This is a genomic window from Maritimibacter sp. HL-12, from assembly GCF_900177545.1.
GTDB lineage: Bacteria > Pseudomonadota > Alphaproteobacteria > Rhodobacterales > Rhodobacteraceae > Sinisalibacter.
Genome location: NZ_FXBQ01000001.1, coordinates 2,727,569 through 2,752,946, shown reverse-complemented (window position 1 = coordinate 2,752,946; position 25,378 = coordinate 2,727,569). Strand labels below are relative to the sequence as shown.

The 25,378-nt window shown below is 67.7% G+C and carries 22 protein-coding genes; 11 read left to right on the top strand and 11 right to left on the bottom strand.

All coding sequences use genetic code 11. The features are described 5' to 3' along the window. Window positions 1-4 precede the first annotated feature (4 nt). From phnE to B9Y97_RS13735, 4 genes are all read right to left on the bottom strand, one after another. The gene (gene phnE / locus B9Y97_RS13750) at window positions 5-877 is read right to left on the bottom strand and encodes a phosphonate ABC transporter, permease protein PhnE (RefSeq protein WP_085527275.1); all 873 of its coding nucleotides are present in this window, start codon (window positions 875-877) and stop codon (window positions 5-7) included. Between the two features lie 83 nt (window positions 878-960). Then, window positions 961-1,869: a phosphonate ABC transporter substrate-binding protein gene (phnD, locus tag B9Y97_RS13745; RefSeq protein ID WP_085527274.1), complete on the bottom strand. Its 909-nt coding sequence runs from the start codon at window positions 1,867-1,869 to the stop codon at window positions 961-963. A 73-nt stretch (window positions 1,870-1,942) separates the two neighbouring features. Further along, the gene (gene phnC, locus B9Y97_RS13740) at window positions 1,943-2,767 is read right to left on the bottom strand and encodes a phosphonate ABC transporter ATP-binding protein (protein WP_085527273.1); all 825 of its coding nucleotides are present in this window, start codon (window positions 2,765-2,767) and stop codon (window positions 1,943-1,945) included. A gap of 216 nt (window positions 2,768-2,983) precedes the next feature. Beyond that, window positions 2,984-3,880, bottom strand: coding sequence for a helix-turn-helix domain-containing protein (locus tag B9Y97_RS13735; protein WP_254900923.1), 897 nt, complete (start codon window positions 3,878-3,880; stop codon window positions 2,984-2,986). A gap of 202 nt (window positions 3,881-4,082) precedes the next feature. On the opposite strand from B9Y97_RS13735, the gene B9Y97_RS13730 reads away from it, so the two are divergent. The 8 genes from B9Y97_RS13730 (at window position 4,083) to B9Y97_RS13695 (ending at window position 13,681) form a co-directional block, all read left to right on the top strand. After that, a complete protein-coding gene (locus B9Y97_RS13730) occupies window positions 4,083-5,546 on the top strand; it encodes an aldehyde dehydrogenase family protein (RefSeq protein WP_085527271.1) in 1,464 nt (487 codons plus the stop codon). Between the two features lie 25 nt (window positions 5,547-5,571). Next, window positions 5,572-6,771, top strand: coding sequence for an amino acid ABC transporter substrate-binding protein (locus B9Y97_RS13725; protein ID WP_085527270.1), 1,200 nt, complete (start codon window positions 5,572-5,574; stop codon window positions 6,769-6,771). 68 nt (window positions 6,772-6,839) lie between these two features. Next, entirely contained in the window at window positions 6,840-7,706 is an 867-nt protein-coding gene (locus B9Y97_RS13720) for a branched-chain amino acid ABC transporter permease (RefSeq protein ID WP_085527269.1), read from the top strand. Beyond that, complete coding sequence (locus tag B9Y97_RS13715; RefSeq protein WP_085527268.1) at window positions 7,703-8,638, top strand: branched-chain amino acid ABC transporter permease; 936 nt, start codon at window positions 7,703-7,705, stop codon at window positions 8,636-8,638. The genes B9Y97_RS13720 and B9Y97_RS13715 overlap by 4 nt, the downstream gene beginning before the upstream one ends. Beyond that, on the top strand, window positions 8,635-9,363 hold the full coding sequence (locus B9Y97_RS13710) for an ABC transporter ATP-binding protein (RefSeq protein WP_085527267.1): 729 nt from the start codon (window positions 8,635-8,637) through the stop codon (window positions 9,361-9,363). Before B9Y97_RS13715 ends, B9Y97_RS13710 begins: the two co-directional genes overlap by 4 nt. Then, window positions 9,356-10,624: an ABC transporter ATP-binding protein gene (locus tag B9Y97_RS13705; protein WP_085527266.1), complete on the top strand. Its 1,269-nt coding sequence runs from the start codon at window positions 9,356-9,358 to the stop codon at window positions 10,622-10,624. Before B9Y97_RS13710 ends, B9Y97_RS13705 begins: the two co-directional genes overlap by 8 nt. A 3-nt stretch (window positions 10,625-10,627) precedes the next feature. Next, window positions 10,628-12,106, top strand: a complete 1,479-nt coding sequence (locus B9Y97_RS13700) for an aldehyde dehydrogenase family protein (protein ID WP_085527265.1) — start codon at window positions 10,628-10,630, stop codon at window positions 12,104-12,106. 21 nt (window positions 12,107-12,127) lie between these two features. After that, the gene (locus B9Y97_RS13695; RefSeq protein ID WP_085527264.1) at window positions 12,128-13,681 is read left to right on the top strand and encodes a flotillin family protein; all 1,554 of its coding nucleotides are present in this window, start codon (window positions 12,128-12,130) and stop codon (window positions 13,679-13,681) included. Between the two features lie 56 nt (window positions 13,682-13,737). On the opposite strand, the gene B9Y97_RS13690 is transcribed toward B9Y97_RS13695, so the two are convergent. From B9Y97_RS13690 to B9Y97_RS13675, 4 genes are read right to left on the bottom strand one after another with little or no spacing between them, the layout of a single operon-like run. Beyond that, on the bottom strand, window positions 13,738-14,277 hold the full coding sequence (locus B9Y97_RS13690) for an aminomethyltransferase family protein (protein WP_176224378.1): 540 nt from the start codon (window positions 14,275-14,277) through the stop codon (window positions 13,738-13,740). Then, the gene (locus tag B9Y97_RS13685) at window positions 14,270-17,173 is read right to left on the bottom strand and encodes a 2Fe-2S iron-sulfur cluster-binding protein (RefSeq protein WP_085527262.1); all 2,904 of its coding nucleotides are present in this window, start codon (window positions 17,171-17,173) and stop codon (window positions 14,270-14,272) included. Before B9Y97_RS13685 ends, B9Y97_RS13690 begins: the two co-directional genes overlap by 8 nt. Further along, window positions 17,170-17,457: a sarcosine oxidase subunit delta gene (locus tag B9Y97_RS13680; protein WP_085527261.1), complete on the bottom strand. Its 288-nt coding sequence runs from the start codon at window positions 17,455-17,457 to the stop codon at window positions 17,170-17,172. Before B9Y97_RS13680 ends, B9Y97_RS13685 begins: the two co-directional genes overlap by 4 nt. Window positions 17,458-17,466: 9 nt before the next feature. Further along, complete coding sequence (locus B9Y97_RS13675) at window positions 17,467-18,720, bottom strand: sarcosine oxidase subunit beta family protein (RefSeq protein ID WP_085527260.1); 1,254 nt, start codon at window positions 18,718-18,720, stop codon at window positions 17,467-17,469. A 132-nt stretch (window positions 18,721-18,852) separates the two neighbouring features. On the opposite strand from B9Y97_RS13675, the gene B9Y97_RS13670 reads away from it, so the two are divergent. From B9Y97_RS13670 to B9Y97_RS13660, 3 genes are read left to right on the top strand one after another with little or no spacing between them, the layout of a single operon-like run. Then, window positions 18,853-21,261 carry a GcvT family protein gene (locus B9Y97_RS13670; protein WP_085527259.1) on the top strand — a complete coding sequence of 803 codons (2,409 nt, stop codon included), beginning with the start codon at window positions 18,853-18,855 and terminating at the stop codon, window positions 21,259-21,261. Further along, complete coding sequence (locus tag B9Y97_RS13665; RefSeq protein WP_085527258.1) at window positions 21,258-22,802, top strand: trimethylamine methyltransferase family protein; 1,545 nt, start codon at window positions 21,258-21,260, stop codon at window positions 22,800-22,802. Before B9Y97_RS13670 ends, B9Y97_RS13665 begins: the two co-directional genes overlap by 4 nt. A 1-nt stretch (window position 22,803) precedes the next feature. Then, on the top strand, window positions 22,804-23,469 hold the full coding sequence (locus tag B9Y97_RS13660) for a TetR/AcrR family transcriptional regulator (protein ID WP_085527257.1): 666 nt from the start codon (window positions 22,804-22,806) through the stop codon (window positions 23,467-23,469). 131 nt (window positions 23,470-23,600) lie between these two features. On the opposite strand, the gene B9Y97_RS13655 is transcribed toward B9Y97_RS13660, so the two are convergent. Genes B9Y97_RS13655 through B9Y97_RS13645 form a run of 3 tightly spaced genes read right to left on the bottom strand, consistent with a single transcriptional unit; the run spans window position 23,601 to window position 25,341 of the window. Continuing rightward, on the bottom strand, window positions 23,601-24,200 hold the full coding sequence (locus B9Y97_RS13655) for a methyltransferase domain-containing protein (RefSeq protein ID WP_085527256.1): 600 nt from the start codon (window positions 24,198-24,200) through the stop codon (window positions 23,601-23,603). Then, window positions 24,197-24,871 carry a class I SAM-dependent methyltransferase gene (locus B9Y97_RS13650; protein ID WP_217809461.1) on the bottom strand — a complete coding sequence of 225 codons (675 nt, stop codon included), beginning with the start codon at window positions 24,869-24,871 and terminating at the stop codon, window positions 24,197-24,199. Before B9Y97_RS13650 ends, B9Y97_RS13655 begins: the two co-directional genes overlap by 4 nt. Before the next feature lie 47 nt (window positions 24,872-24,918). Further along, window positions 24,919-25,341 (bottom strand): Fur family transcriptional regulator, encoded by a 423-nt coding sequence (locus B9Y97_RS13645; protein ID WP_085527254.1) that lies wholly within the window; start codon window positions 25,339-25,341, stop codon window positions 24,919-24,921. Window positions 25,342-25,378 lie beyond the last annotated feature (37 nt).

The following is a 25,378-nucleotide window of genomic DNA, read 5'->3' as shown; positions in this document are numbered from 1 at the left end:
TGGTTCAGACCTTTCCCACGAGCTTGTTTCGGTAATGGCTGGAAAGCTGGTCGAAGAACACGATGGTGAGGAACAGCAGGATGAAGATCGCGGCGACCTCGTCGTAGCGTCCCTGCCCCCAGCTGAAGGCGTTCTTCAGATCGTAGCCGATCCCGCCGGAGCCGACGAAGCCGAGAATGGCGGAGGCGCGGATATTGATCTCGAAACGCAGCAGCGCATAGCTCAGCCAGTTCGGCGCCACCTGCGGCACCACGCCGAGCAGCATCCGCTGCGACCAGTTCGCCCCCACCGAGGCCAGCCCCTCGACCGGCTTCAGATCGGCGTTTTCGTTGACCTCGGAGAACAGCTTGCCGAGCGCGCCGGCGGTGTGGAAGGCGATGGCGATCATCGCCGGCACCGGGCCGCCGCCGAGGATGAAGATCAGCACCAGCGCGATAACGATCTCGGGCACCGCGCGCATGATGTCCATCATCCGCCGGAACAGCCCGATCAAGGCCGGAAAACGGGCGAGCCCGCGGGTGGAGAGGAGCGACAGCACGATGGCGATGAGCCCGCCCACCAGCGTCGAGGCGGCGGCGATGTTGATCGTCTCCAGCAGCGACGGGAAGAATTTCACCATCAGCGCGGGCAGGTTGGCGGCCTTGGCGCTGGCCTCGGCCAGCACTTCACCGGGAAACTGGAAGATGTTTAGGATGCCGTTCCAGAAGCCGCCGGCGTTGCGGCTGTCGGCGAGCATGAAGCCCGAGACCATCAGCGCAATGAACACCACCAGCATGATCCCGCCATACATGCGCTTGGTGCGCGTCATCGCCATGTAGGCGTCGCGGATCTCGGCCGTGACTTCGGGCGAACCCTGGTTCAGCGTGGTGTCCGCCATGGCGTGTCCCCTTGTCTTTCAGGTCTGCTCTAAAAACGTGGCCCGGCCCCCTTCGGGAGCCGGGCCCGGTATTTTGGGTCGGGTTATTCGCCTTGCACCGCGAGGCGCGCGCCGATGATCGACTCGTAGGCGTCGTGGTTGATCGGCATCATGCCGAGCGCTTCGCCGGCCATGAAGTTGTAGGCGCAGTCGGCGTCCATGTAGGGCAGCGAGGCCATCAGCGCGGTCATGTCGACCTTGATGCGCTCGGGCAGGTCCTTGCGCAGCACGATCGGGCCTTCCGGGATCGGCTTCGACTTCCAGATCTCGACGAGTTCGTTCATGTCGACGATGCCGGCGTCGGAGGCCTTGCGCAGCGCGCCCGAGTTGTAGCCTTCTTCCCATTCACCGAGGCCGTCGGCCCAGGTCACGCCGCCGTCGATGTCGCCGTTGAACACCGCGACGATGGTCTGCTCGTGACCGCCGGTGAACTTGACTTCGCCGAAGTAGTCACCCGAGTCCATCGAACCGCCGGTGATTTCGGGGATCTCGATCGAGGGGATCAGGAAGCCCGAGGTGGAGTTCGGGTCGCCGAAGCCGAAAACCTTGCCCTGCATGTCTTCGAGCGAGGTGATGCCGCTGTCGGTGCGGGCGAAACCGATCGAATGGTAACCGTAGGAACCATCGACATTGACCTTCACGAGCACCGGCTCGACGGCCTCGGGGTCGGTCAGGTAGGTCTTGGCATAGGACGAGGCGCCGAGCCAGGCCATGTCGAGGGTGCCGCCGAGCAGGCCCTGGATCACGCCGTCGTAGTCGGCCGGGGTGAACAGCTTGGTGGGCACGCCGAGCAGTTCCTCGGTGTGGGCGCGGAAGCACTCGTTCGAGGTCATCCGGTCCTGGGCGTTCTCGCCGCCGAGGATGCCGATGCGGAATTCGCTGATGCTGTCCTGCGCGACGGCGGGGGCAGCGAGGACGGTGGTGGCCAGGATGGCCGCAAGGGTGGTTTTCATCGTTTCTCTCTCTCTTCAGTGGTTGGTTCCGACGCGGGCACCGCGACGGGAGGGGGAACTCGGGAAAGGAACTTCAGACGATCGCTTCCGCTTCGTGGATCGCGCGGAGGGCGGGCGTTTCGATGGCGTCGATGCTGGTGCTGGTCGCGGCTTCGGAAAAATCTGCGCCGGCACCGTAGATGTCGCGCGCCACACCGGTGGTGAGCTGGTCGGGCGAGCCGTCGAACACGATCCGCCCGTCGCGCATCCCGATCACCCGGTCGCAGTAGCGCCTTGCGGTGTCGAGCGTGTGCAGGTTGGCGATCACCATGCGGCCGTCTTCCTCGAAGATGCGGCGCAGCGCTTCCATCACGGTCTGGGCGTTCATCGGGTCGAGCGAGGCAATCGGCTCGTCGGCGAGGATGATCTTGGGGTCCTGCATCAAGGCCCTGGCGATCGCCACGCGCTGCTGCTGCCCGCCCGAGAGCGCCTCGGCGCGCTTGGGCGCGTGGTCGGCGATGCCGAGCCGTTCGAGGATGTCGATGGCGCGGTGGATGTCATCCTTCGGGAACAGGTTGAACATCGTCGCCAGTGTCGAGCTGCGGCCAAGCGTGCCGTGCAGCACGTTCGAGACCACGTCCATCCGCGGCACGAGGTTGAACTGCTGGAAGATCATCGCGCAGTCCGATTGCCATTCGCGCCGCGCCCGCCCGGTCAGACCGAGCACGTCGCGGCCCTCGAAGGAAAGCTGCCCGGAGGTGGCGTCGGTGAGCCGGTTCATCATCCGCAGAAAGGTGGATTTGCCCGCGCCGGAGCGGCCGATGATGCCGATCATCATCGGCTTTTCCACGGTGAACGAAACGCGATCAACGGCGGTATTCGCGCCAAAGGTCTTGGTCAGGTCTTCAACGACGAGCATGAGGCCCCCTTGATTCTGTCGCTGAGACAAGACCGGCTGACCGTCAAACTTTCTTAACGGTTCCGAAAAACTTTTGTGACGATCCGCCAGGGCGTGCCGCCGGATCGACCGGGGCCGAAGCGCGCGACTTCTGCTGCTCAGGGGCCACCGGCACCGCCGCTCGGCTGCCTTGCGACGGGCGGGGGCGCGATCTTGCGCACTGGAATCGAAGCCCGATCAGGGCCAGGAATAGAGCGCATCATCGACGTCGCTGACGGCTTCGTGGTCGAGCTGCGCAAGGCTGCGATGGCGGGATCGGTAGCGTCCCGGCGCCAACCCCTCGATCTGGCTGAAAAAGCGGTTGAATTGCGGGGCACCGGAGAATCCGAGCACACCGGCAATCTGTTCAATCGCAAGGGAGGATTGTTCGAGATAGGCCTTGGCCTCGATCATCAATCGCTCGCGGATCATCCGGCCCGGCGGGCGGCCGTGCGTGCGAAGGCAGATGTCGTTCAGCCGGTCGCGGGAAATGCCGAGTTCGGCGGCGTAGCGCGCCACCGTCCAGCGCTCGCGGACATGGCCTTCGACCAGGGCGGTGAACCGGTTGGCAAGCGCGGGCGAGCCGCCTGCGGCCGACCCCGACGCGCCGCCCTGGATCTGGCCACGCTGCAACTGGACAAGCAGCACGCGCAGGAACGACTCGACCACCGAGGCGCTGAGCGGGCCCGGCAGCAGGGTTTCGGCAAGGATCCCCGCGAAGCACGCAGAGACCGTCGGCGCCATCCGCGCGCCCTCGCCGGAGAGCCGCAAAAGCAGCCTGCGATCCGCCATGAAACGCAGATCGGTGATTTCCGGCGCGCGGGCCAGGGTGCGGTTCAACGTGCCCCGCCCAAGGGCCAGGTGACACCCCTGCGCCCCGGCCGCCAGTTCGAGCCGCATCCCCTCGTGCCACGGAAACCAGCCCATGACCGGCCCCAGCAGTGGCAGCGGCGTGGCATCGGTGAGCCGCAGCGACGCCTCGCCCCTTTCAAGATGGATTGCGCGGAAATTCTCGGTGTCGTCCAGCCCGGCGAGGCCGATGGACCGCGGCTGCAGGTCCGCGCGGAATCGTTCCGCCCGGATCGGGGTTTCCACCCTGCGACCGGCTGACGCACCCGAGATTCCGCGAAATGGCAACCTTTTCCCTCAAAACAATAATTCTTTCCCACATTTGGCCATTTACGGATGCCGCTTGTCAACCGACGCTGGTTTGACCCGGTGCAATGGGAGAGCGCCGAGGCGTCTGCGTGAAACGATTCAGACCGCGCGTAAGCGATAAGCCGTTTGGGAGGACGACTTGTTCGTAGCCAATGCCATCATCAGTGGCGCGTCCGTCGCCGCCCCGCACGCCCGCACCTTCGAGCGGCGCGACCTGATCACCGGGGCGGTGGTCACGCGGGCCGCGGCGCTGGATGCCGCGGGCGCGGAAACCGCGGCCGATGCCGCCGCGCGGGCGTTTCCCGAATGGTCGGCTTGCGCGCCTGCCGAGCGCGCCAAGCTGGTGCGCCGCGCCGCCGACTGCCTGCGCGACGCCACCGAGGAGCTTTGCCAGATCGGCGCGGCCGAGGTCGGCGCGTCGGCAGACTGGGTGCGCTTCAATGTCGAGATTGCCTGCGAAACCCTGCAACACGCCGCGAGCCTCGCCGATGCGATCGGCACCACGCAGGCTGCGGGCGGCCCGGTAGGTGCCAGCTACCGGCTGATCCGCAAGCCAACCGGCGTCGTTCTCGGCATCGCGCCATGGAACGCGGCGGTGACGCTGGCGGTGCGCGCCGTGGCCGCGCCCCTTGCCCTGGGCAATACCGTGGTGCTGAAGGCCTCGGAACTTTGCCCCAAGTTGCACGAGAGGGTCGCCGAGGCGCTGATCGCTGCGGGCCTGCCCGACGGCGTGCTCAACCTCGTCAGCAATGCTCCAGAGGACGCGCACAGCGTGGTCGAGGCCCTGATCGCGCATCCGGCGGTGCGGCGGGTGAATTTCACCGGCTCGACGCGGGTTGGCCGCGAGATCGCCGTGATGGCGGCGCGACATCTGAAGAAATGCCTTTTGGAATTGTCCGGCAAGGCCTCCGCGATCGTGCTGGCCGACGCCGATATCGAGGCGACAGCGCGCACCGTGGCCCATGGTGCGTTTTTCAACCAGGGCCAGGTTTGCATGGCGACCGACCGGATCGTGGTGGAAGCGCCGGTGGCCGAGGCGTTCATCGCCGCGCTGGCACGGGAGGCGCAGGAGCTGCGCTTCGATCCGGCGACCGGGAGAGGCCCGCTCGGGCAGTTGATCGGCAACGAGGCGGTTGCCCGGGTGCGCGGGTTGATCGACGACGCGCTCGCCAAGGGGGCCGTGTTGGTGACCGGCGGCGAGGGCAACGGCGTGGCGGTGCAGCCGACGATCCTCGACCATGTCGCCTATGGCATGCGGATCTATGGCGAAGAGGTTTTCGGGCCGGTCGTCGGGGTCATCCGCGTGGCCGACGCCGACGAGGCGGTGACTGTGGCGAACGATACCGAATACGGCCTTGCCGCCGCGGTTTTCGGCCGCAACGTGGACAAGGCAAGCGCAATCGCGCAGCGGATCGAGTGCGGCGCGGTGCATGTCAACGGCTCCACCGTCTGCGACGACCCGGCGATGCCCTATGGCGGGGTGAAGGCCAGTGGCTATGGCCGCTTCGGTGGCCAGGCCGTGATCGACGAATTCACCGAGATTCAATGGATGACCGTGCGGGACGAACCCGCCGTCGGCCCGGAAGACCCGGGAAAAAACTGAGAACCATGTCAGGGAGGACATAACCATGAAACGCAGGACATTTGCCCAGATCGCCGCATTGGCGCTTGCAACGGGCTTAACGGCGCTGCCCGCTGCGGCGCAGGATACGCTCAAGGTCGGGGCCGTGGCCCCGAAAACCGGCCCGCTCGCCGGTGGTGCCGCGGTGTCTTACTGGCCCAACGTCAAGCTCTGGGTCGAGACGGTCAATGCCCGTGGCGGCCTGAATGTCGACGGCACCCAGCGGATGCTGGAAGTCATCGAGTATGACGACCAGACCAACCCCGGCGAGACCATCAAGGCGGTGCAGCGACTGGTCGAGCAGGACGAGGCCGATATCATCCTGCCGCCCTATTCCACCGGCCTCAACCTCGCCTCGGCGCCGATCTACCACCGCTACGGCATCCCGATGATCACCTCGACGGCGACCACCGACAAGGCCGAAGAGCTGTCGCAGCAGTTCCCCAACGTGTTCATCTCGCTCGGCGGCGCGGTCGCGGTCGCACAGGGTGCGGTGGACGTGCTGACCGGCCTGCGCGACCGCGGCGACATCGGCAACAAGGTGGCCCTCGTCAACGTGGCCGACGCCTTCGGGATCGAGTTGGTGAACGTGGCCAAGCCTGCCTTCGAGGAAGCCGGGTTCGAACTGGTCTATGAAACCTCCTATCCGCTCGGCAGTCAGGATCTGTCGCCGGTGATGAAAGGCGCCAAGGCCGCCGAGCCCGATGCTTTCGTGGCCTTCTCCTACCCGGCCGATACCTTCGCGCTGACAGAGCAGGCGCAGATCGAGGATCTGCAGGTCGGGGCATTCTACACTGCCGTGGGCACCGCCTTTCCAAGCTATGCCGGGCGCTTTGGTGACTCGGTCGAGGGGGTGCTCGGGGTTGGCGGTGTGAATGCCGACGACGAGGCCTTCCAGAGCTACGCCGCGCGCCACGAGGAGGTGACCGACGCCGAGCCCGATTACTGGGCCTCTGCGATGGTCTACTCCACCTTCGAGGTGCTGGAACAGTCGATCGAGGAAGTCGGGCTCGATAACGCCGCGATCATCGAGCACATCAAGGCAAACGCCTTCGACACCGTGATCGGCACCCTCGACTTCGACGAGAACAACAACAACCCCTCGTTCTGGACCGTGGGCCAGTGGCAGGACGGCGTGTTCAAGGGCGTCGCCTCGACCGGCCGCGAGGGCGCGGTGGACGTGGTCGTCAAAGGCCCGTGGCAGTGATCTGAACCCGTCCGGGGCTGGCGTTTGCCCGGCCCCGGGCACAGCGGAACGACAGGCCGGGGAGAGGCATGGATATCATCATCACAGGGTTCCTGCTGGGCGGCACCTATGCGTTGATCGCGATGGGGCTGAACCTGCAATACGGCATGGCCCGGATCATGAACCTCGCCAATGGCGAGATGCTGGTGGCGGGCGGCTTTGCCGCCTTCTGGTTCTGGACCGCCGCGCAGGTGAGCCCCTTGCTCACGGTCTTCGTGGTGGCCCCCGTCGCCTTCGCCGCGAACTGGCTGATCTACCTGGTCTTCCTGCGCCCGCTGGTGAAACGTGCGCGCTCGCGCGGGCAACTCGAGGTCGATTCGATCCTGACAACCTTCGGGCTTTCCTTCGTCTCCGTCGGGCTGATGCTCGCGGTCTTCGGCGGCGATTACTTCAGCTATTCCTACCTGTCTTTCCCGGTCCATATCCTCGGCGACAGCTACGGTGCCAACCGGGTGGCGGCCTTCGCCTCGGCGGTGGTGATCTGCGGCGCGCTCTGGCTCTGGCTTGACCGCAGCCGCCCCGGACTGACGATCCGCGCCATCGCGGTTTCGCCCGACAGCGCGCGCCTCGTGGGGATCGACGTGCGCAAGATGGCGGCCCTCGCGTTCGCGCTGGGTGGCGCGGTCACCGCCACCGGCGGCGCCCTGATCTCGACCTTTCTCACCCTCGATGCCTCCACCGGGGTGATGTTCACGCTCAAGGCGCTGATCATCGTGATCATGGGCGGCGTCGGGGACGTGCGCGGCACGATCGTCGCGGCACTGGCGCTGGGCATCCTCGAAACCTTTGTCGCCACGGTGATCGACCCGGGGCTGACGCTGGCCGCGGCCTACCTGCTGTTCGTCGTCATCCTGCTGGTGCGCCCGCAGGGGCTGTTCGGGAGGCGCTCGGCATGAGGCTCACCCCGACCGACTGGCGCAATCTTGCGCTTTCCGGCATGGCGCTTGCCTTCGCGGCCTGCCTGCCCTGGCTGTTCGGCAGTTACGCGCTGTCGATCGGCGTCACCATCGCGATGTATACCGTGCTGGCGACAAGCTGGGCGCTGTTCTCCGGCCCGACGCATTACATCAGCCTCGCCACCGCGGCCTTCTTCGGCGTCGGCACCTATGTCACCGGGATCGGCATCGAACACCTGCCCTACTGGACCCTCCTTCCCATCGCGGGGGTGATCGGCGCGGTGCTGGCGGCACTGGTCGGGCTCGCCACGCTCCGGCTCTCGGGGGTCTACTTCGTGATCTTCACCCTCGGGCTCGCCGAGTTCATCCGACAGGTGATCACCTGGGCGCAGAACGTCTCGGGCACCAAGGGGATCTACGTGCTCACCTCGATCACCGAGGCGCATATCTACTGGCAGCTTCTCGGCCTTGCCGCGCTGGTCTACCTGCTGGGCTGGGCGATCGGGCGCTCACGGCTCGGCTTCGCCCTGCGCATCATCGGCGACGACGAACAGGTGGCGCGCCATTCCGGCATCCACACCGCGCGGGCCAAGATCCTGCTGTTTCTCGTGCCCGGCTCGGTGGCGGCGATCACCGGGGCGATCCTCGCACCGCGTTACGTCTATATCGAGCCTTCGCTGGCCTTCGCCCCGATGCTGTCGTTCCAGGTCGTGATCATGGCGCTGCTCGGCGGCACCGGCCGGCTCTGGGGGCCGCTGGTCGGGGTGATCCCCTTCACCTTCCTGTGGGAGGGGGTCTCGATCACCGTGCCGAACCAGACGACGCTTCTGCTCGGCCTGTCTTTCCTTGTCATCGTCTACCTGCTGCCCAAGGGGTTTGTCGGGCTGTTCGGCACGATCCGGCGGCGGATGGGATCGGAGGGTCTGGTATGAGTGCCACGCTGTCCCTTCGTGGCGTGACCAAGCGGTTCGGCGGACTGGTGGCCGTCAACGCGATGGATTTTGACGTGATGGAGCACGAGGTGCTCGGGTTGATCGGGCCGAACGGGTCCGGCAAGTCGACCACGCTCAACCTGATCTCGGGGGCCTTGCCGGTCACCTCCGGGGCAATCGCGCTGCGCGGCAGCCCGATCACCCAGTTGCCGGCGCAGGACATCGCCCGGCGCGGCATCGCCCGCACCTTCCAGCTTGTGCGCCTGCTGCCCTCGATGAATGTTCTGGAAAACGTGATGGCCGGGGCGGTGTTCGGCCATCGCCAGCGCTGGGGATACGAGGCCGAGGCCGTGGCGCAGACGATGCTGGAGAAGGTCGGGCTCAGCGGGCGTGGCCATATGGCGGTGGGCCAGCTCACCTATATCGACACCAAGCGGGTGGAACTCGCCCGCGTGCTGGCGGGCGAACCGCGCGTGGTGCTGCTCGACGAATGGCTCGCCGGGCTCAATCCGACAGAGATGGAGGTGGGCGTGGCGCTGATCCGGGCGCTGCGCGACGAAGGCCGCACGATCATACTCGTCGAACACGTGATGGACGCGATCCGCTCGCTTTGCGACCGCTGCGTGGTGATGGCCGCCGGTGCCAAGATCGCCGAAGGCACACCCGCCGACGTGCTCGCCGACCCGGAGGTGATCCGGGCCTACCTGGGGGACGACGATGCTTGAGGTGAAGGATCTCAAGGCCGCCTATGGCCAGCACCAGGCGCTGCACGGGGTTTCGCTTAAGGTCGATCCGGGCGAAATCGTTGTAATCCTCGGGGCCAACGGCGCGGGGAAATCAACGTTGCTGAAAGCGGTATCGGGGATCTGCGAAGGGAAGGTCACCGGCACCGTGCGGCTTGCGGGCAGCGATCTCCTTGGCATGTCGCCCAACCGGATCGTCGAGGAGGGACTGGCGCTGGTGCCCGAGGGGCGCGGCGTGTTTGCCGATCTCAGCGTGGCCGAAAACCTGTCGCTCGGGGCCTATACGCCGCGCGCCCGCGAGGAGGAGGCGGGCAGCCTCGACCGGGTGCTCACGCTGTTTCCCAAGCTCGACGAACGGCGCGGGCAGGTCGTGCGCACAATGTCGGGCGGCGAACAGCAGATGGTGGCGATCGGGCGAGCGATGATGTCGAATCCGGTCTATCTCACCCTCGACGAACCCTCCCTCGGCCTCTCGCCGCTGCTGTGCAAGGAATTGTTCCAGTCGCTGGTGACGGTGAAGGAGGCCGGCATCGGCGTCTTGCTGGTGGAGCAGAACGCACGCCAGAGCCTCGCCATTGCCGACCGTGCCTATCTTCTGGAGAACGGCGAGATCGTGCACGAGGGCCCGGCGGCAGACCTGCGCAACGACCCGGCGGTTCAGGCGGCCTATCTCGGCGGCGCGAAGGCGGGCGGGCCGCCCGCGCCAAGGCCGGTCCCGAAGGCCGCACGTGCCACCGTGCCCAACCCCGCAAGACCCCCGGAACCGCCCCGTCCGGCGTCGGGACCGTCACCGGACGAGATTGCCGCCAGCGCGCTGGCATCCCTCGCCCCGCCGCCTGCGCCTGCGCCACCCGCGGCTCCGCCACAATCACCCCGACCGCATGTTCCAGCGCCCGCCGTGGCACCGGGTGCCGCGACGACTGCGCCGCGCCAAGCCGCGCCGCTCCCGCCATCATCGCCAGCGCGCGGGGCTGGCGATGCCTTGCCCGGGGGGCTCTCGCTGTCCGACCTGGTGTCGAGGGCGAGCGCGGTCAGCCGTGCGCGGTCGGGCACTGCCGATCCAGCCCCGCCGCCGAAAAACCCGGCCCGGCCCGCACCACACCAGACCATGCCGTCGCTCGACCCCGGGGCCTTCTCCGGTGCCAGTCACGACCGCCTCAAATCCGTTCTGACCGAGATCGAGACCGCCGCCGCCCAGGCGCGGGCGTGGCGTCCCGATCCGGCGCGAAAAACAGGGAGATGACCCATGCTTGACACCAACCCCAACAACGCCCCGACGATCAAGGGCATGTATATCGGCGGCGAATGGGTGCCGGCGGCCCGCAGTTTCGAGGACCTCAACCCCTCCGACAACTCACTCTACGCCCGCATCCCCGACGCCTCGACCGCCGACATGCGCCGCGCCATTGACGCGGCCCAGGCAGCCTTCCCCGAATGGTCGGCCCGGCCATTCCACGAGCGCGCCCACGCGCTGCTCAAGATCGCCGATGTCTGGGAAAGACGCGCCGGCGACTTCTGTGCGGCGGCGATGGCCGAAGGCGGTGGCTGGAAGGGCAAGGGGATGTTCGAGGCCGGCTACGTGGCCGAGGTGTTCCGCTCGGCCTCGGCGCTGTGCTACCAGAACATCGGCGAGGTGCTGCCGTCCGAACACCAGAAATTCATGATCGCCACCCGTTTCCCGCTGGGCGTGGTCGGGGTGATCTCGCCGTGGAACATGCCCGGTATCCTGACCTCGCGCGGCTTTGCCGCCGCGCTGGCGGTGGGCAACACCGTGGTGCTCAAACCCTCCGAAGACACACCCTATGCAGGCGGGCTCTACTTTGCCGAAATCCTTGAGGAGGCCGGCATACCGAAGGGGGTGTTCAACGTCGTCACCTGCTCGCGCGAGAGCGTGGCCGAGGTTGGCGACGAGATGATCGGCAATCCGCGCGTCAAGGCGATCAGCTTCACCGGCTCGACCGCCGTGGGCCGACAGATCGCGGCGAAATGCGGCGCGCACCTGAAGAAAACCTGCGTCGAACTGGGCGGCAAGGACAGCATGATCGTGCTCGAGGATGCCGATCTCGACGGCGCCGCGCGCGCCGCGAACTTCGGCTCTTTCATGCACCAGGGCCAGGTCTGCATGTCGACCGAGAAACTGCTGGTGCAGGAGACCATCTGGCAACCGTTCATGGACCGCTTCCTCGCCCGCGCGCGCAAGCTCAAGACCGGGCACACCAACGACCCGGCCAACACCCTCGGCCCGCTGGTCAACACAAGGCAGGCCGAGCGCGTCAAGGCGCTGATCGACGATGCCGTCGCCAAGGGCGCGAAGGTGGAAATCGGCGGGCGGGCCTGGGACAATTTCGTCGAGCCGACGGTGCTGACCAACGTCAACACCTCGATGAACATCTGGCACGATGAAACCTTCGGGCCGGTGGTGATCGTCTGCCCGTTCCGCGACGAGGACGAGGCGATCGCGCTCAACAACGATACCGAGTACGGGCTGACCGCCGCGGTCTGGTCGCGCGACGAGGCGCGCGCGCTGCGCATCGCCGAGCGGCTGGAAACCGGCATTGCCCACGTCAATTGCCAGAACATCAACGACGAACCCCACGTGCCCTTCGGCGGGGTCAAGGCCTCCGGCGTCGGCCGCTACGGCGGGCGCTGGTCGCTCGACGCCTTCACCGAACTGCGCTGGATCACCCTCGACCGTGGCGGGCGCCACTTCCCGCCGCAATTCTGAGCCGGGAGAAAGGACAACACCATGAGCATACTCGGCTGGATCATCCTGATCGTTGTCGTCGCTGCCGTGCTGATCGCGCTGGCCGCATGGTTCTATGAACGCGCCACCCACGAGGTGAGCCTTGTGCGCACCGGCATCGGCGGGCGCAAGGTGGTGATCGACGGCGGCACCCTCGCGGTGCCGTGGTTTCACGAGATCAGCCGCGTCAACATGCAGACCATCCGCATGGAGGTGAGCCGCACCGCCGACAGCGCCCTGATCACCAAAGACCGGATGCGGATCGACGTAGGCGCGGAATTCTACGCCAGCGTGATCCCGGAAGAGGCCGCGATCGTGCGCGCGGCGCAGACGCTGGGGCGGCGCACCTTCCAGCCCGACCAGCTCGAGACTCTGATCGACGGCATGATGGTGGATGCCCTGCGCGCGGTGGCGGCACAGATGACGATGGACGAGTTGCACGAGAACCGCGGCGGATTTGCCCGCGAGGTGCAGGCGTCGCTCACCGGAACCCTGGCGAAGTATGGCCTCCAACTCGACAGCGTCTCGCTCACCACCTTTGACCAGACGCCGTTTTCCTCGCTCGACGAGAACAACGCCTTCAACGCGGTCGGGATGCGCAAGCTTGCCGAGGTGATCGCGCAGTCGAAAAAAGAGCGCGCCGAGATCGAGGGCGAGAGCCAGGTGAGCGTGCGCCGCGCCGAGGTCGAGGCCAACCGCCGCAAGCTGGAGATCGAGCTTGAGCAGCGCCGCGCCGAGATCCAGCAAACCCAGGAAATCGAGACCCTGCTCGCCCAGCAGCTTACCGAGGTGGCAAGGCGCAAGGCCGCGGCCGAGCGGGCAGCGGCGGAGGCGCGTATCGAGATGGAAGGCGCGATCCAGTCGGCCTCGCTGACCCGCGAGCAGGCGATCCGCGAGGCCGAGATCACCCAGGCCCGTGCGCTGGAGATCGCCGAGCAGGAGCGCACGATCCTGATCGCGGCCAAGAGCCAGGAGGAAAGCCAGGCAAAGGCCGACGCCACCGAGGCGCGTGCGGCCGTGGTCAGGGCCGAGGAAGGCATCACCACCTTGCGCGAAGTGGCCGAGGCCGAGCGGCGCAAGACGCTCGCGCTGATGGCGGCCGAGCAGGAAGCCGAGGCGCAGGCGCGCCGGATCGAGATCACCAGCAAGTCCGATCAGGTTCAGGCCAAGGCGCGCGACGCGATCCGGCGCGAGGAGGCCGAAACCCTGCGCATTCTCCAGCAGGCCGAGGCCGATGGCGAAGCCGCGCGGATCACCGCCGAGAACCAGCGTTCGCCGGAGCTTCTGGCGTTCGAGACCGAGAAGGCGCGCCTCGCGGCCCTGCCGCAGATCGTCGCGGAAATGGTCAAGCCCGCCGAGAAGATCAAGGGGATCTCGATCAACCACGTCACCGGGCTGGGCCGGGGCGAGCGCGGCGAGGGAGCATCTTCACCGGTCGAGCACACCGTCGATGCGATCCTCGACATGGCGGTGGCGTTGCCGACGATGAAAAAGCTGGGGGATGCTGTTGGGGTAAGCCTCGAAGGGCTGATCCCGGAAGACAAGCCCAAGAGCTGAAACCGGGCACATATGCGGGGCGCGCGCGAGGGAATTCGCCGCGCGCCCCGTCGGCTTCACCTGACCCAGTGCAGCGTGGTGGCGAGGTCGTCGAAGAGCCAAGCCGCGTAAGAGCGCGGCACGAGGATAAGGTAGCTGTCGGCGGCCTCGCGAAACAGCGTGGCAGACACGCCGGACAGGCTGCTTTGAGCCACCGCTCCCCGCGGAAAAGCGACATCGCCGAGATCGGGCCGCCAGTGCCGTTCGAGCACCGCGCGCGCGCCGCTGCCCTGAAGCGAGATCATCGCCCAGAAGCCGGTCTGGTCGAGGCTGTGAAAGCCTGTCGCAGGTGAAGGCGCAAGGCCGGAGCCGATGCACAGGCCGCGCTCGCGCGACGGGCGCAGGAGCATGGCCCCCGACCGGGTGCGGGCACTGCGCCCGATCGCGGGCAGCGGGCCGAACGCGGCCTCGATCTCCGCGGCGAGCGCCGCCGGATCACCGGCGCTCAGAACCAGCATGTGCACGCCACCGGACGGGCGCGGCGCGAGACGGGTCTCGCCGATTTCGAGCGGCGCGGCGGTGATCGCCGGGGATGGGGCGAGACGGTGATCAGCCACGTTGCCGCGCTCCTTCCGGGTCGATGAAATGCGGGGACACGATCTCGACCTCCACCTCGGCTCCGGCCATCGCATCGACCGCGCGCAGCCGCGTCCCGATCCGCGCCGCGCCGTCGTTCAGCAGAGCAAGGCCGATGTCGTGGCCGAGGCTGGGCGAGAAGGCGACCGAGCTGATCCAGCCGAGATCATGCGCCTGGGTCCGGGGCGCGCCGGGCTCCAGCAGGTGCGCCCCGGCGGTGAGCGGCTGCGCCCGATCGCAAGGCAGCAGGCCCACCAGCCGCGCGGTTTCGGCCCCGTCGACGCGGGTTCGCCCGGCGAGGACGCGGCCGATGTAATCCTTGCCCTGCGCCGCCATGCGCCGCAGCCCGAGGTGCGCGGGCGCGGTCTGGCCGTTGAGTTCCGGCCCCGATACATGGCCCTTCTCGATCCGCAGCACGTTGAGCGCCTCGACGCCGTAGGGTGTCACCCCGAGATCGGCACCGGCCCCCGTCATCGCCTCCGCCAGAGCCGAACCGAAGGGCGCGGGCACCGCAAGTTCATACCCCAGTTCGCCGGAAAACGAGATCCGGAACAGCCGCGCCTTGGTGCCGCCGCACACCGTCAGCTCGGCGCAGGCCATGAAGGGAAACCCCGCGTTGGAGATGTCGAAGGGCGCATCCACCAGCCGGGTGAGCAGCGCGCGCGCCTTTGGCCCCGCCACGGCGATCTGCGCCCAGCTGTCGGTGTCGGGAACAAGGTGCACGTCGAGGTCGGGCCGCAGGCATTGGCGGACGAATTCGAGGTGCTGGAACACCGGCGCCGCATTGGCGGTGGTGGTGGTCATCAGGTAATGGTGCTCGCCCAGCCGCGCGCAGGTGCCGTCATCCATCACGATTCCGTCTTCGCGCAGCATCAGCCCGTAGCGGACCCGGCCAACGGGGAGCTTGGCGAAGCCGTTGCAATAGACGAAATCGACGAAGGCGGCGGCGTCGCGGCCCTGGATGTCGATCTTGCCCAGCGTCGAGACATCGCAGATGCCGACGGCGGTGCGCACCGCCATCACCTCGCGGTCAACGGAATCGCGCCAGCCGCTTTCTCCGTCTTGGGCGAACCATTCCGCGCGCAGCCACAACCCGCTTTCGACAAAGGAAGCACCGCGCGCCGCCGACCAGTCGTGCAAGGGTGTGCGGCGCACCGGCTTGAAGCCGCGCCCGCCCTCGCGCCCGGCGAGCGCTCCGAGGCTGACCGGCACGTAAGGCGGGCGGTAGCGGGTGGTGCCGGTCTCGGGGATGCCGCGCCCGGTCTGCTGCGCCATCAGCGCCAGCGCCGCGAGATTGCCGGTCTTGCCCTGATCGGTGGCCATGCCGAGCGTGGTATAGCGCTTGAGATGTTCGACCGAGCGGAAGCCCTCGCGGTGGGCGAGGCGGATATCCTTCGCGGTCACGTCGTTCTGCAGATCGACCCAGGCCCTGCCCTGCCCCGGCGACAGCTCCCGGAACGGGGCGGGCGGGTGTTGCGTGTTGTCGGTTGTGAAGCCGGGGGCCCCTGGGGGCCGGAAGCCGCAGGCGGTGGCCGCCGCCTGCCCGGCGCGGGTGCCCTCGTCGAGACAGTCGCGCAACCCGAAGCTGCCGCCCGCCGCCCCGGCAACCGCGAGCCCGTCCGGCAACGCGGCACCCGGCACGAAGGCCTGGATATCGTCGCGCCAGGCGGGCTTGCCGTCCCGGTGCACCGCGAGGTGCAGGTTCGGCGACCAGCCACCGGAGACCGCGAGCGCGTCGCAGGCAATCCGGCGGCCGTCCGCCAGCGTCAGCGAGCGCAGCCCGCCGCGACCCTTGGTGCCGAGCACCTGGGGATCGCCGCGCGCATCGATCACCGCGGCGATGTCGAGCCCGGCACCGGCCAGTTCCGCCGCCAGCGCCTCGCCGCCGTCGTGGTTGGCAAGGATCGCAACCCGTCGTCCGGGTGCCACCGCCCAGCGGTTGACGAAAGCCTGCACCGCACCTGCGAGCATGATCCCGGGCCGGTCGTTGCCGGGAAAGACCAGAGGGCGCTCGGTGGCCCCGGCGGCCAGCACGATCCGGCGGGCACGGACGCGCCAGAATATCTCGGCGGGTTTATCGACGGCGCGGGCCTCGGGGGCGATCCGCTCCAGCACCCCGGCAATGCCGTGATCGTAGAGCCCGAGCGCCGTGGCGCGCGGCATCAGCCGGACGTTCGGCAGCGCGGCCAGCGCCTGCCATTGGGCGGCCGCCCAGTCCGCCCCCGACATGCCGTCGATCTCGTGCCGCTCGGCGAGCAGCCGCCCGCCGGGGCGAAAGCCCTCGTCGGCAAGGATCACCCGCGCCCCCGCCGCCCCGGCGGCGCGGGCGGCGGCAAGCCCGGCAGGCCCGGCCCCGACCACCAGCAGGTCGCAATGCAGATGGCCCTTGTCGTAGAGCCGGGGGTCGGGATCGGTCGGCAAACGGCCAAGCCCGGCGGCCTTGCGGATGAGCGGCTCATAGACCCGCTCCCAGAAGGCTTTGGGCCACATGAAGGTCTTGTAGTAAAACCCTGCGCCGAGGAAGGGCGCGAGAAGGTCGGTCACCGCCAGCGGGTCGAAGCCGAGCGGGCCAAGGTGGTTCTGGCTAAACGCCGCGATCCCGTCAGTCAACTCGACCATCGTGGCGCGGGTGTTGGGCAGGGCCGCGCGCCCTTCGCCCAGCGTCACCAGCGCGTTCGGCTCCTCGCTGCCGGCGCTGAAGATGCCGCGCGGGCGGTGATACTTGAACGAGCGCCCGACAAGCCGGACGCCGTTGGCGAGCAGCGCCGAGGCCAGCGTGTCGCCTGCCAGCCCCTCGTATTGGCGGCCGTTGAAGGCAAACCTCAGCCGGTGGTCGCGGTCGACCAGCCCGCCGGAGAGGCGAAACGCCCCGCTCATCGGCCCGCCCTCCGCGCCCGCGCCACGTCGCTGGCCAGTTCGACGTGGGTGATCTCGTGTGTTGCCGTGTTGCGGGTGACCACCAGCCAGGATTGATCGCCCGCGGCGTGAAACCAGAGTTCGCGGTGCGTGCCCGCCGGGTTGTCGCGCATGTAGACGTATTCGGCGAAGCGCGCGGCGGCGTCTTCGGCAAGGCCATCGGGGCGGTCGATCAGGCTGGCATCGCCGAGATAGGTGAACTCGTCGCTGTCGCGCGGGCCAAGCAGGGGGTGGTAGATGATCAAGGGCCCCTCCTATTGCAGGTTCGGCGTCGGGCCGTGGCCGGTTTCGTCGATGACATGCCCGCGCGCGAAGCGGTCGAGCCGGAAGCCTTTGGCGACCTCGTGCGGGGTGTCGGTGGCGAGCAGGTGGGCGAAGACCAGCCCCGAGCCGGGGGTTGCCTTGAAGCCGCCGTAGCACCAGCCGCCGTTGAGATAGAGCCCCTCGACGGGGGTGCGGTCGATGATCGGCGAGCCGTCCATCGTCATGTCCATGATCCCGCCCCAGCTTCGCAGCATCCGGGCGCGCGCGATCATCGGCATCAGCGAGACCCCGGCCGCGGCGACGTGTTCGACCATCGGCAGGTTGCCGCGCTGGGCGTAGGAATTGTAGCCGTCGAGATCTCCGCCGTAGACCAGCCCGCCCTTGTCGGACTGGCTGATGTAGAAATGCCCGACCCCGAAGGTGACGACGCCGGGGATCACCGGCTTCAGCCCCTCGGTCACGAAGGCCTGCAAAACGTGGGACTCGATCGGCATCCGCAGCCCGGCCATGCCCATCAGCCGCGAGGTATTGCCGGCAACCGCGACGCCGACCTTGCCCGCCGCGATGTGCCCGCGCGTGGTCTCGACGCCGAAGACCTTGCCGCCGCGGATGTCGAACCCGGTGACCTCGCAATTCTGAATGATGTCGACACCCCGATCGGACGCGGCGCGGGCATAGCCCCAGGCCACCGCGTCGTGGCGCGCGGTGCCCGCCCGGGGCTGCAACAGCCCGCCCCGGATCGGGAAACGGGCGTTGTCGTAATCGAGGAACGGCCAGTCTTTCTTCAGCGCCCCGGCATCGAGATAGACCGCGTCGGCACCGGACAGGCGCACCGCGTTGCCGCGCCGGATGGCGGCGTCGCGCTGGGCGTCGGAATGGCACAGGTTGAGCACGCCGCGCTGCGACATCATCACGTTGTAGTTGAGATCCTGCTCCATCCGCTCCCAAAGCCGCAGCGACAGCGCGTAGAACCCCTGGTTCGAGGGCAACAGGTAATTGGCGCGCACGATGGTGGTGTTGCGCCCGACGTTGCCGCCGCCGATCCAGCCCTTCTCAAGCAAGGCGACGCGGGTCTGCCCATAAGTCGCGGCGAGCTGGTAGGCGGTGGCGAGCCCGTGGCCGCCGCCGCCGATGACGATGATGTCATAGGCCGGTTGCGGGGCGGCATCGCGCCAATGCGGCGTCCAGCCGCGATTGCCGGTCAGCCCCTCGTAGAGCAGCCGCAATGCCGAAAACCGTCCCATGCTCCCTCCCCGCCGCGTCACCGGATGCCGCGCCTTGCCCCATGGAAATAGCATTGGACAAAAATGTCTAGACGGAATCGCACACCCGATCTACCGTCGCCCGAAACAACAGGGCCTGTCAGGGAGGGCGCGATGAAATCGCAGTACCGCGTTGTAGTGATCGGCGGCGGCGTCGTCGGTGCCTCGGTGCTCTACCACCTCGCCAAGCTCGGCTGGAGCGATGTCTGCCTGATCGAACGCGACGTGCTCACCGCCGGGTCGAGCTGGCACGCGGCGGGCGGCATCCACGCGCTCAACGCCGATCCCAACATCGCCGCCTTGCAGGGCTACACGATTGATCTTCTGTCGGAGATCGAAGCCGAAAGCGGCCAGTCGATCGGGCTGCACATGACCGGCGGGATGCACCTTGCCGGCACGCCGGACCGCTGGGAATGGCTGCAAAGCTCCTATCGCCGGTTCCAGTCGATTGGAATCGACGATGTGCACCTGATCACCCCCGAAGAGGCGGGCCGGCTCAGCCCGGTGCTCAACACCGAGGGCATCCTCGGCGGCATGTGGGCCAACCGCGAAGGCTACGTCGACACCACCGGCACGGTGCATGCCTATGCCATCGCCGCGAAGAAGCGCGGAGCCAGTGTGATCGAGCACAACCGGGTGCTGGAGTTGCAGCAGGTGCCCGACGGCTGGCAGGTGGTGACCGAGAAGGGCACGATCAGATGCGAACATGTCGTCAACGCCGCCGGGCTCTGGGCCAAGCAGGTTGGCCGGATGGCCGGGATCGAACTGCCGCTGTCGCCGCTGGCACATCATTACCTCGTGACCGAGACCATCCCCGAGATCGCCGCGCTCGAGACCGAATTGCCGATGGTGGTCGATCTGGAGGGCTTCACCTATTCGCGGCAGGACCAGAAGGGCATGCTCGTGGGGATCTACGAGTTGAACCCGAAGCACTGGATGATGGACGGCGCACCGTGGGAATACGGCATCGAGCTGTTGCAGGAGGAGCCCGACCGGATCGAGAATGAGCTGATGGCCGCCTTCCACCGTTTCCCGGCGTTGCAGACCGCGGGGGTGAAAACCTGGGTCCACGGTGCCTTCACCTTCTCGCCCGATGGCAACCCGCTGGTCGGCCCGGTGCGCGGGGTGCCCGGCTACTGGTGCGCCTGCGCGGTGATGGCGGGCTTCCTGCAGGGCGGCGGCGTCGGCAAGAGCCTCGCCGAATGGATGATCCACGGCGAAACCGAAGCGGACGTGTTCGGCATGGACGTGGCCCGTTACGGCGACTACGCCCACAACAAGGACTACATCCGCCAGACCACCGGCCAGTTCTATTCCCGCCGCTTCGTGATGACCTACCCCAACGAGCAATTGCCCGCGGGCCGCCCGCTCAAGATGTCCCCGGCGCATGACGCGATGAGCGCCGCCGGGGCGCGCTGGGGCGAAAGCTGGGGGCTGGAGGTGCCGATCTACTTCGCCCCGGAGGGCTTCGTGGAGGTCCCGACGCTGAAACGCTCCAACGCCTTCGACCTCGTGGCGGAGGAGGTGCGGGCCACGCGCACAACGGTGGGGTTGCTCGATATCGCGGGGTTTTCGCGCTACAAGGTGAGCGGCCCGAACGCCGAGGCCTGGCTCGACCGGATGATGGCCTGTGCCCTGCCCCGGACCGGCCGGGCAAAGCTCGCGCCGATGCTGAGCGAAAGCGGGCGGCTCAAGGGCGATCTCACCCTGTTCAACTGGGGCGACGGCAACTGGTGGATCATGGGATCGTATTACCTGCGCGAATGGCACATGCGCTGGTTTCGTGACCATATCGAACCCGGCGTGCATCTCACCGATATCTCCGACGCGATGGTGGGTTTCAGCCTCTCCGGCCCGAACAGCCTCAAGGTGCTGGAAAAGCTCACCGACGGGCCGATCGCCGACCTGCCTTTCATGGGCTGCGGCAGCTTCGATATCGGGCTGATCCGCGCCCGGGTCGGACGGCTTTCGGTCACTGGCGAGCTTGGCTACGAGATCAACTGCAGCGCTGTCGAACACATCGCGCTGCGCCGCGCCCTGCTCGACGCCGGGGCCGACCTCGGGCTCCGCGAGATCGGTTTCGAGGCGCTTGGCAGCCTCAGGCTGGAGAAGAGCTTCGGCATCTGGTCGCGCGAGTTCACCCAGATCTACACCCCGGGGCAAACCGGGATGGACCGCTGGATCGCCTGGGACAAGGGCGATTTCATCGGCCGCGCGGCGGCGACGGCCGAGCGCGACGGCAACGGTCCGGCACAGGTGATCGCGACGCTGGAGATCGACGCAACCGACGCCGACGCCAGCGGCTACGAGCCGGTGTGGCAGGATGGCCGCCGGGTGGGCTTCGTCACGTCCGGCGGTTTCGGCCACTGGACCGGAAAATCGCTCGCGCTGGCGATGATCGACCGCGACTGCGCCGCCGAGGGCACCGCGCTCAGCGTGCACGTGGTCGGGGCGGAACGCGCAGCACGGGTGATCGCGCCCTCGCCGCATGACCCCGACGGCGTGGCGATGAGGACAACATGAGCGACCCTGAGCATCCCCGCCCGCGGCGACGCGGCGCACGCGCGCGCGGTGCCGAGGCCCCGAAGCGCGAGGTGAACTACCGCACACTCAACAATCCCTTTCCGGTGATGAAGGCGTTTTCCGACGACCGGATCGAGGCGATCCACGAGGCCGCGCTTTCGGTGCTCGAAGATGACGGCATCCTGGTTCTTCTTCCCGAGGCGCGCGCGATCTATCGCGCCGCCGGAGCACAGGTGGACGAGGGCACCCATATCGTGCGGATCGGGCGCGAGATCGTGGCGGGCGCACTCGCCACCGCGCCGCGCTCGATCACCCTTCGCGGCGCGGTGCCCGAGCGCGACGTGCTGCTGGAGCTTGGCCGGCTGGTGTTCCAGCCCGGCGGGGGCGCGCCGCACGCGACAGACCTTGCCCGTGGCCGCCGTCCGGGCCTTGGCCGCGATTTCCGCGAACTGGTGCAGATCTCGCAGCATTTCGACGCGTTCCAGATGATCTCCTCGCTGGTCGAACCGCAGGATATCGAACCGCACCTGCGGCATTACTTCACCATCGAGGCCAAGCTGACGCTGTCGGACAAGGCCCCCTTCGTCTATGCCCGCGGCACGCCACAGGCGCTCGACAGTTTCGAGATGCTGCGCGATTTTCGCGGCCTCAGCGACGACGCCTTCCGCGCCGAGCCGTGGAGCTACACGATCATCAACACCAACTCGCCGCGCGCGCTCGACATCCCGATGGCGCAGGGGCTGATCGACTTCGCCCGCAACGGCCAGATGTGCATCGTCACCCCGTTTACCCTGATGGGCGCGATGGCCCCGATCACCGTGGCCGGGGCGATGGTCCTGAGCCACGCCGAGGCGCTCGCCGCGATCACCCTCACCCAACTCGCCCGGCCCGGCGCGCCGGTGCTCTACGGCACCTTCACCTCGAACGTCGACATGAAATCCGGCAGCCCGGCCTTCGGCACACCCGAGCAATTCACGGCCTCGCTCGCCGCCGGTCAGCTTGCCCGCCTGATCGGCCTGCCGTTCCGCAATGCCAGCGGCTCGGCGGCCAATATCGCCGATGCCCAGGCCGCGAATGAAAACCAGTTCGCCCTCTGGGGCACGCTGTTGTCGGGCACGACTGTCATCATCCATGCCGCCGGCTGGCTTGAAGGCGGGCTTTCACTGTCTTACGAGAAGCTCATCACCGACATGGAAGTGTTGCAGATGGTTGCCGAGTTGTGCACCCCGACCCCCGCCGAAACACCCGACCTTGCCCGCGACGCGATCGCCGAGATCGGCGCGGGCGGGCATTTCTTCGGCTGCGATCACACCATGGCGCGCTACCAGACGCAATTCTACAGCCCGCTGGTGGCGGATTGGTCGAACTTCGGGCGCTGGCAGGACCAGGGCGGGTTCACCGCCTCGGAGCGGGCGACAGGGGTCTGGCAAGGCATCCTCGCCGCCGACAATCGCCCCGCGACCGACCCGGGCCGCGTCGAGGCGCTGCACGACTTCATCGCCCGCCGCAGCGCCGAGGGCGGCGCGCCACCCGAGAGCTGAGATGGCCGAGCGCACGATCCTGCACCGAAACGACCCCGACAAGGCACCGCTCGTCGGCCACGTGAAGGTCACCCGCGAAGACTGGCTGAATGTCGCGCGCGACATCCTCGTGTCGGACGGCGTGGCAGAGGTGAAGGTGCTGGCGATCGGTGAGCGCCTCGGGGTCTCGCGGTCGAGTTTCTACTGGTATTTCAAGAGCCGCAAGGATCTGCTGGGCGCGCTGCTCGACGATTGGGAGGGCCGCAACACCGCCGTGATCGAGGCCCATTGCGCGCTCGACGCGGCCACGATCACCGCGGCGGTCTGCAACTTCTTTCGCTGCTTCTTCGATCCCGAGCTGTTCGACCAGGGGCTGGACTTCGCGGTGCGCGAATGGTCGCGGCGCGACGGCAAGGTGCGCAAGCGGATCGACCTCGCCGATGCCGCGCGGATCGCGGCGATCGGCGCGATGTTCGAAAGCCACGGTTTCGCGCCCTACGAGGCCGACATCCGCGCCCGTATTCTCTATTTCATGCAGCTTGGCTACCACGCGCTCGACCAGGCCGAACCGCTCGGCGACCGCCTCGCGCGCACCGAGGGCTACCTCCTCGGCTTCACCGGCCAGACCCCGCGCCCCGGCGAGCTTGACGATCTGTTCGCTTTCGCGCGCGAAAAGGCCGGGCGCTGAGCGGCGGGGCCGACGCGGACACGGGGACTGCCGGGGCCTTTGCAACGATGGTGGCACCGCGCCTTGTCGAATTGGCCGATACCGCGCCGTGAACGGCGGGGTCCGGTCGCGGCAGCCCCCCCCGGCAGCGCTCAGGGAAGGCGGGTGAACAGCGCCATCTGGCTCGCGCCGCCAAGGTCGGGGTGCCCCCCCGCGATATCGCCAAGCTCCACCGAGTATCCCGCCCGCGCGGCCACCCGCGTGCTCCAGCGGCGGAACCGGGCGCGATCCCACTCGAAGCGGTGATCGGGGTGGCGCATCCGGTGCGACGGCACCCCGAGCAGGGCGTTGAATTCCGCGTTTGGCGTGGTGATCACGACCGTCTGCGGGCGCAAGGTGTAGAACACCGCCCGTTCCAGCTTCGAGAGCTGGTCAGGGTCGATATGCTCGATTGTCTCGACAAGAACCGCGCAGTCGAACCCGGCAAGATCCGGGGCCGGGTCGGTCATCGACCCCTCGATCAGCCTGATCCTTGGCACAAGCGTGTTTGCCGCCTGCAGCCGGGTGCGCAGCCGTTCCAGCGCGTGCGGGCAGATATCGACCCCGACCAGCTCGGTGAACTGCCCGTCAGCCGCCAGCCGGACAAACAGATCGCCGTCGCCGCAGCCGAGGTCGAGCACGCGGGCGGCACCGCTCCGGCGCACCTCGGCCTGCACCGCTTGCAGCCGCTCTTCGTGCAGCCAGCTTGTCACGGCCGGTCGACGCCGGGGCGTCGCATCAGCACAACATCCTTGACCGGAATTTCGCAGTCCCAGCCCCAGAAGTCGGCCAGAACCCGGAAGGTCTGCGCGCGGTAGAACACGACATGGGTCGGGTCCTGACGGTAGCGCCACCCCGCGAACCGCGAGTCCTCGGTCTGGAACGTGGTCATCAGCGCCAGCCAGCCACCGGGCCGGACCAGGCCGCGAAGCCGTGCGAATTCCTCGGCCGGCGCGTGGAAATGTTCGGCCGTCTCGGTGCAGGTGACAAAGTCGTAGGTCTCGGCCAGCGGTGTAACATCCGGCGCGAAGAACGGGTCGTAGAGGGCCATCTCGTGACCGGCTTCGCGCAACATGGCCGCAAGCGCCGGGCCGGGACCGCAGCCGTAGTCGAGCCCGCGCCGCGGCCCGCCCAGCCTGGCCATCAGCGGCTCGGCCAGCTTCGACAGGAACGCCCGGTACCGCGGATCGTCGGGATCGTTCTCGTGGTGCAGGTAATGGGCATGTTCCGCGTCAGGCGACAGCCGGTGTCGCGGATCGAGGATCGTGGCGGCACAGACCGGGCAGCGCAGATAATCCTGCGCCTGAATGCGGGCGAAGGGCGCGAGCGTGCCGCGTTCGCAGACCCCGCAGGGCGCGCCAGAGCGCCCGATTGTCTCGTCCACGCCTCCGGCCTGGATATCCGGGCATGACCGCCGCGAAGAAGGCTTCGTCATGCCCGCTTGCGACAATAGAGTTCAAGCCGGTGCGCAACGATGTCGTAGCCATGTTCTTCGGCGATCCGTCTCTGAAGACGTTCGATTTCGGCCGACACGAACTCCGTGATTTCGCCGCTGTCGATATCGACGATGTGATCGTGATGCGGACGGTTGGCCAGTTCGAATCGGGTGACGCCGCCATCGAAGGTATGCGTGAGGATGAGCCCCTTCTCGGCGAGCACCGCGAGGGTCCGATAGGCGGTGGCCTGGCTGATGCTGGCGTCGCGTTCGCGTGCTCTCGCCAACACCTGCTCCGCGTCGGGGTGATCGAGAGATTCCATCATGACACGGGTGATCGCCTGCCGCTGCGGTGTGATCCGCAAGCCCGCCAGCCTGAGCAGCTTGTCGCAATCACCGAAGTCGAGGTTCTTGTTCATGGGCCGACAATGCCCCGGGATCGCCGCCATGGCAAGA

Excerpts from the sequence above, each read along its gene's own strand:
- B9Y97_RS13720 (WP_085527269.1), top strand. The coding sequence starts at position 6,840 with ATGGATATCATCATCACAGGGTTCCTGCTGGGCGGCACCTATGCGTTG.
- B9Y97_RS13725 (WP_085527270.1), top strand. The coding sequence starts at position 5,572 with ATGAAACGCAGGACATTTGCCCAGATCGCCGCATTGGCGCTTGCAACG.
- B9Y97_RS13675 (WP_085527260.1), bottom strand. The coding sequence starts at position 18,720 with ATGGGACGGTTTTCGGCATTGCGGCTGCTCTACGAGGGGCTGACCGGC.
- B9Y97_RS13700 (WP_085527265.1), top strand. The coding sequence starts at position 10,628 with ATGCTTGACACCAACCCCAACAACGCCCCGACGATCAAGGGCATGTAT.
- B9Y97_RS13715 (WP_085527268.1), top strand. The coding sequence starts at position 7,703 with ATGAGGCTCACCCCGACCGACTGGCGCAATCTTGCGCTTTCCGGCATG.
- phnE (WP_085527275.1), bottom strand. The coding sequence starts at position 877 with ATGGCGGACACCACGCTGAACCAGGGTTCGCCCGAAGTCACGGCCGAG.
- B9Y97_RS13670 (WP_085527259.1), top strand. The coding sequence starts at position 18,853 with ATGAAATCGCAGTACCGCGTTGTAGTGATCGGCGGCGGCGTCGTCGGT.
- B9Y97_RS13710 (WP_085527267.1), top strand. The coding sequence starts at position 8,635 with ATGAGTGCCACGCTGTCCCTTCGTGGCGTGACCAAGCGGTTCGGCGGA.
- B9Y97_RS13695 (WP_085527264.1), top strand. The coding sequence starts at position 12,128 with ATGAGCATACTCGGCTGGATCATCCTGATCGTTGTCGTCGCTGCCGTG.
- phnD (WP_085527274.1), bottom strand. The coding sequence starts at position 1,869 with ATGAAAACCACCCTTGCGGCCATCCTGGCCACCACCGTCCTCGCTGCC.
- B9Y97_RS13685 (WP_085527262.1), bottom strand. The coding sequence starts at position 17,173 with ATGAGCGGGGCGTTTCGCCTCTCCGGCGGGCTGGTCGACCGCGACCAC.
- B9Y97_RS13705 (WP_085527266.1), top strand. The coding sequence starts at position 9,356 with ATGCTTGAGGTGAAGGATCTCAAGGCCGCCTATGGCCAGCACCAGGCG.
- B9Y97_RS13660 (WP_085527257.1), top strand. The coding sequence starts at position 22,804 with ATGGCCGAGCGCACGATCCTGCACCGAAACGACCCCGACAAGGCACCG.
- B9Y97_RS13645 (WP_085527254.1), bottom strand. The coding sequence starts at position 25,341 with ATGAACAAGAACCTCGACTTCGGTGATTGCGACAAGCTGCTCAGGCTG.
- B9Y97_RS13665 (WP_085527258.1), top strand. The coding sequence starts at position 21,258 with ATGAGCGACCCTGAGCATCCCCGCCCGCGGCGACGCGGCGCACGCGCG.
- phnC (WP_085527273.1), bottom strand. The coding sequence starts at position 2,767 with ATGCTCGTCGTTGAAGACCTGACCAAGACCTTTGGCGCGAATACCGCC.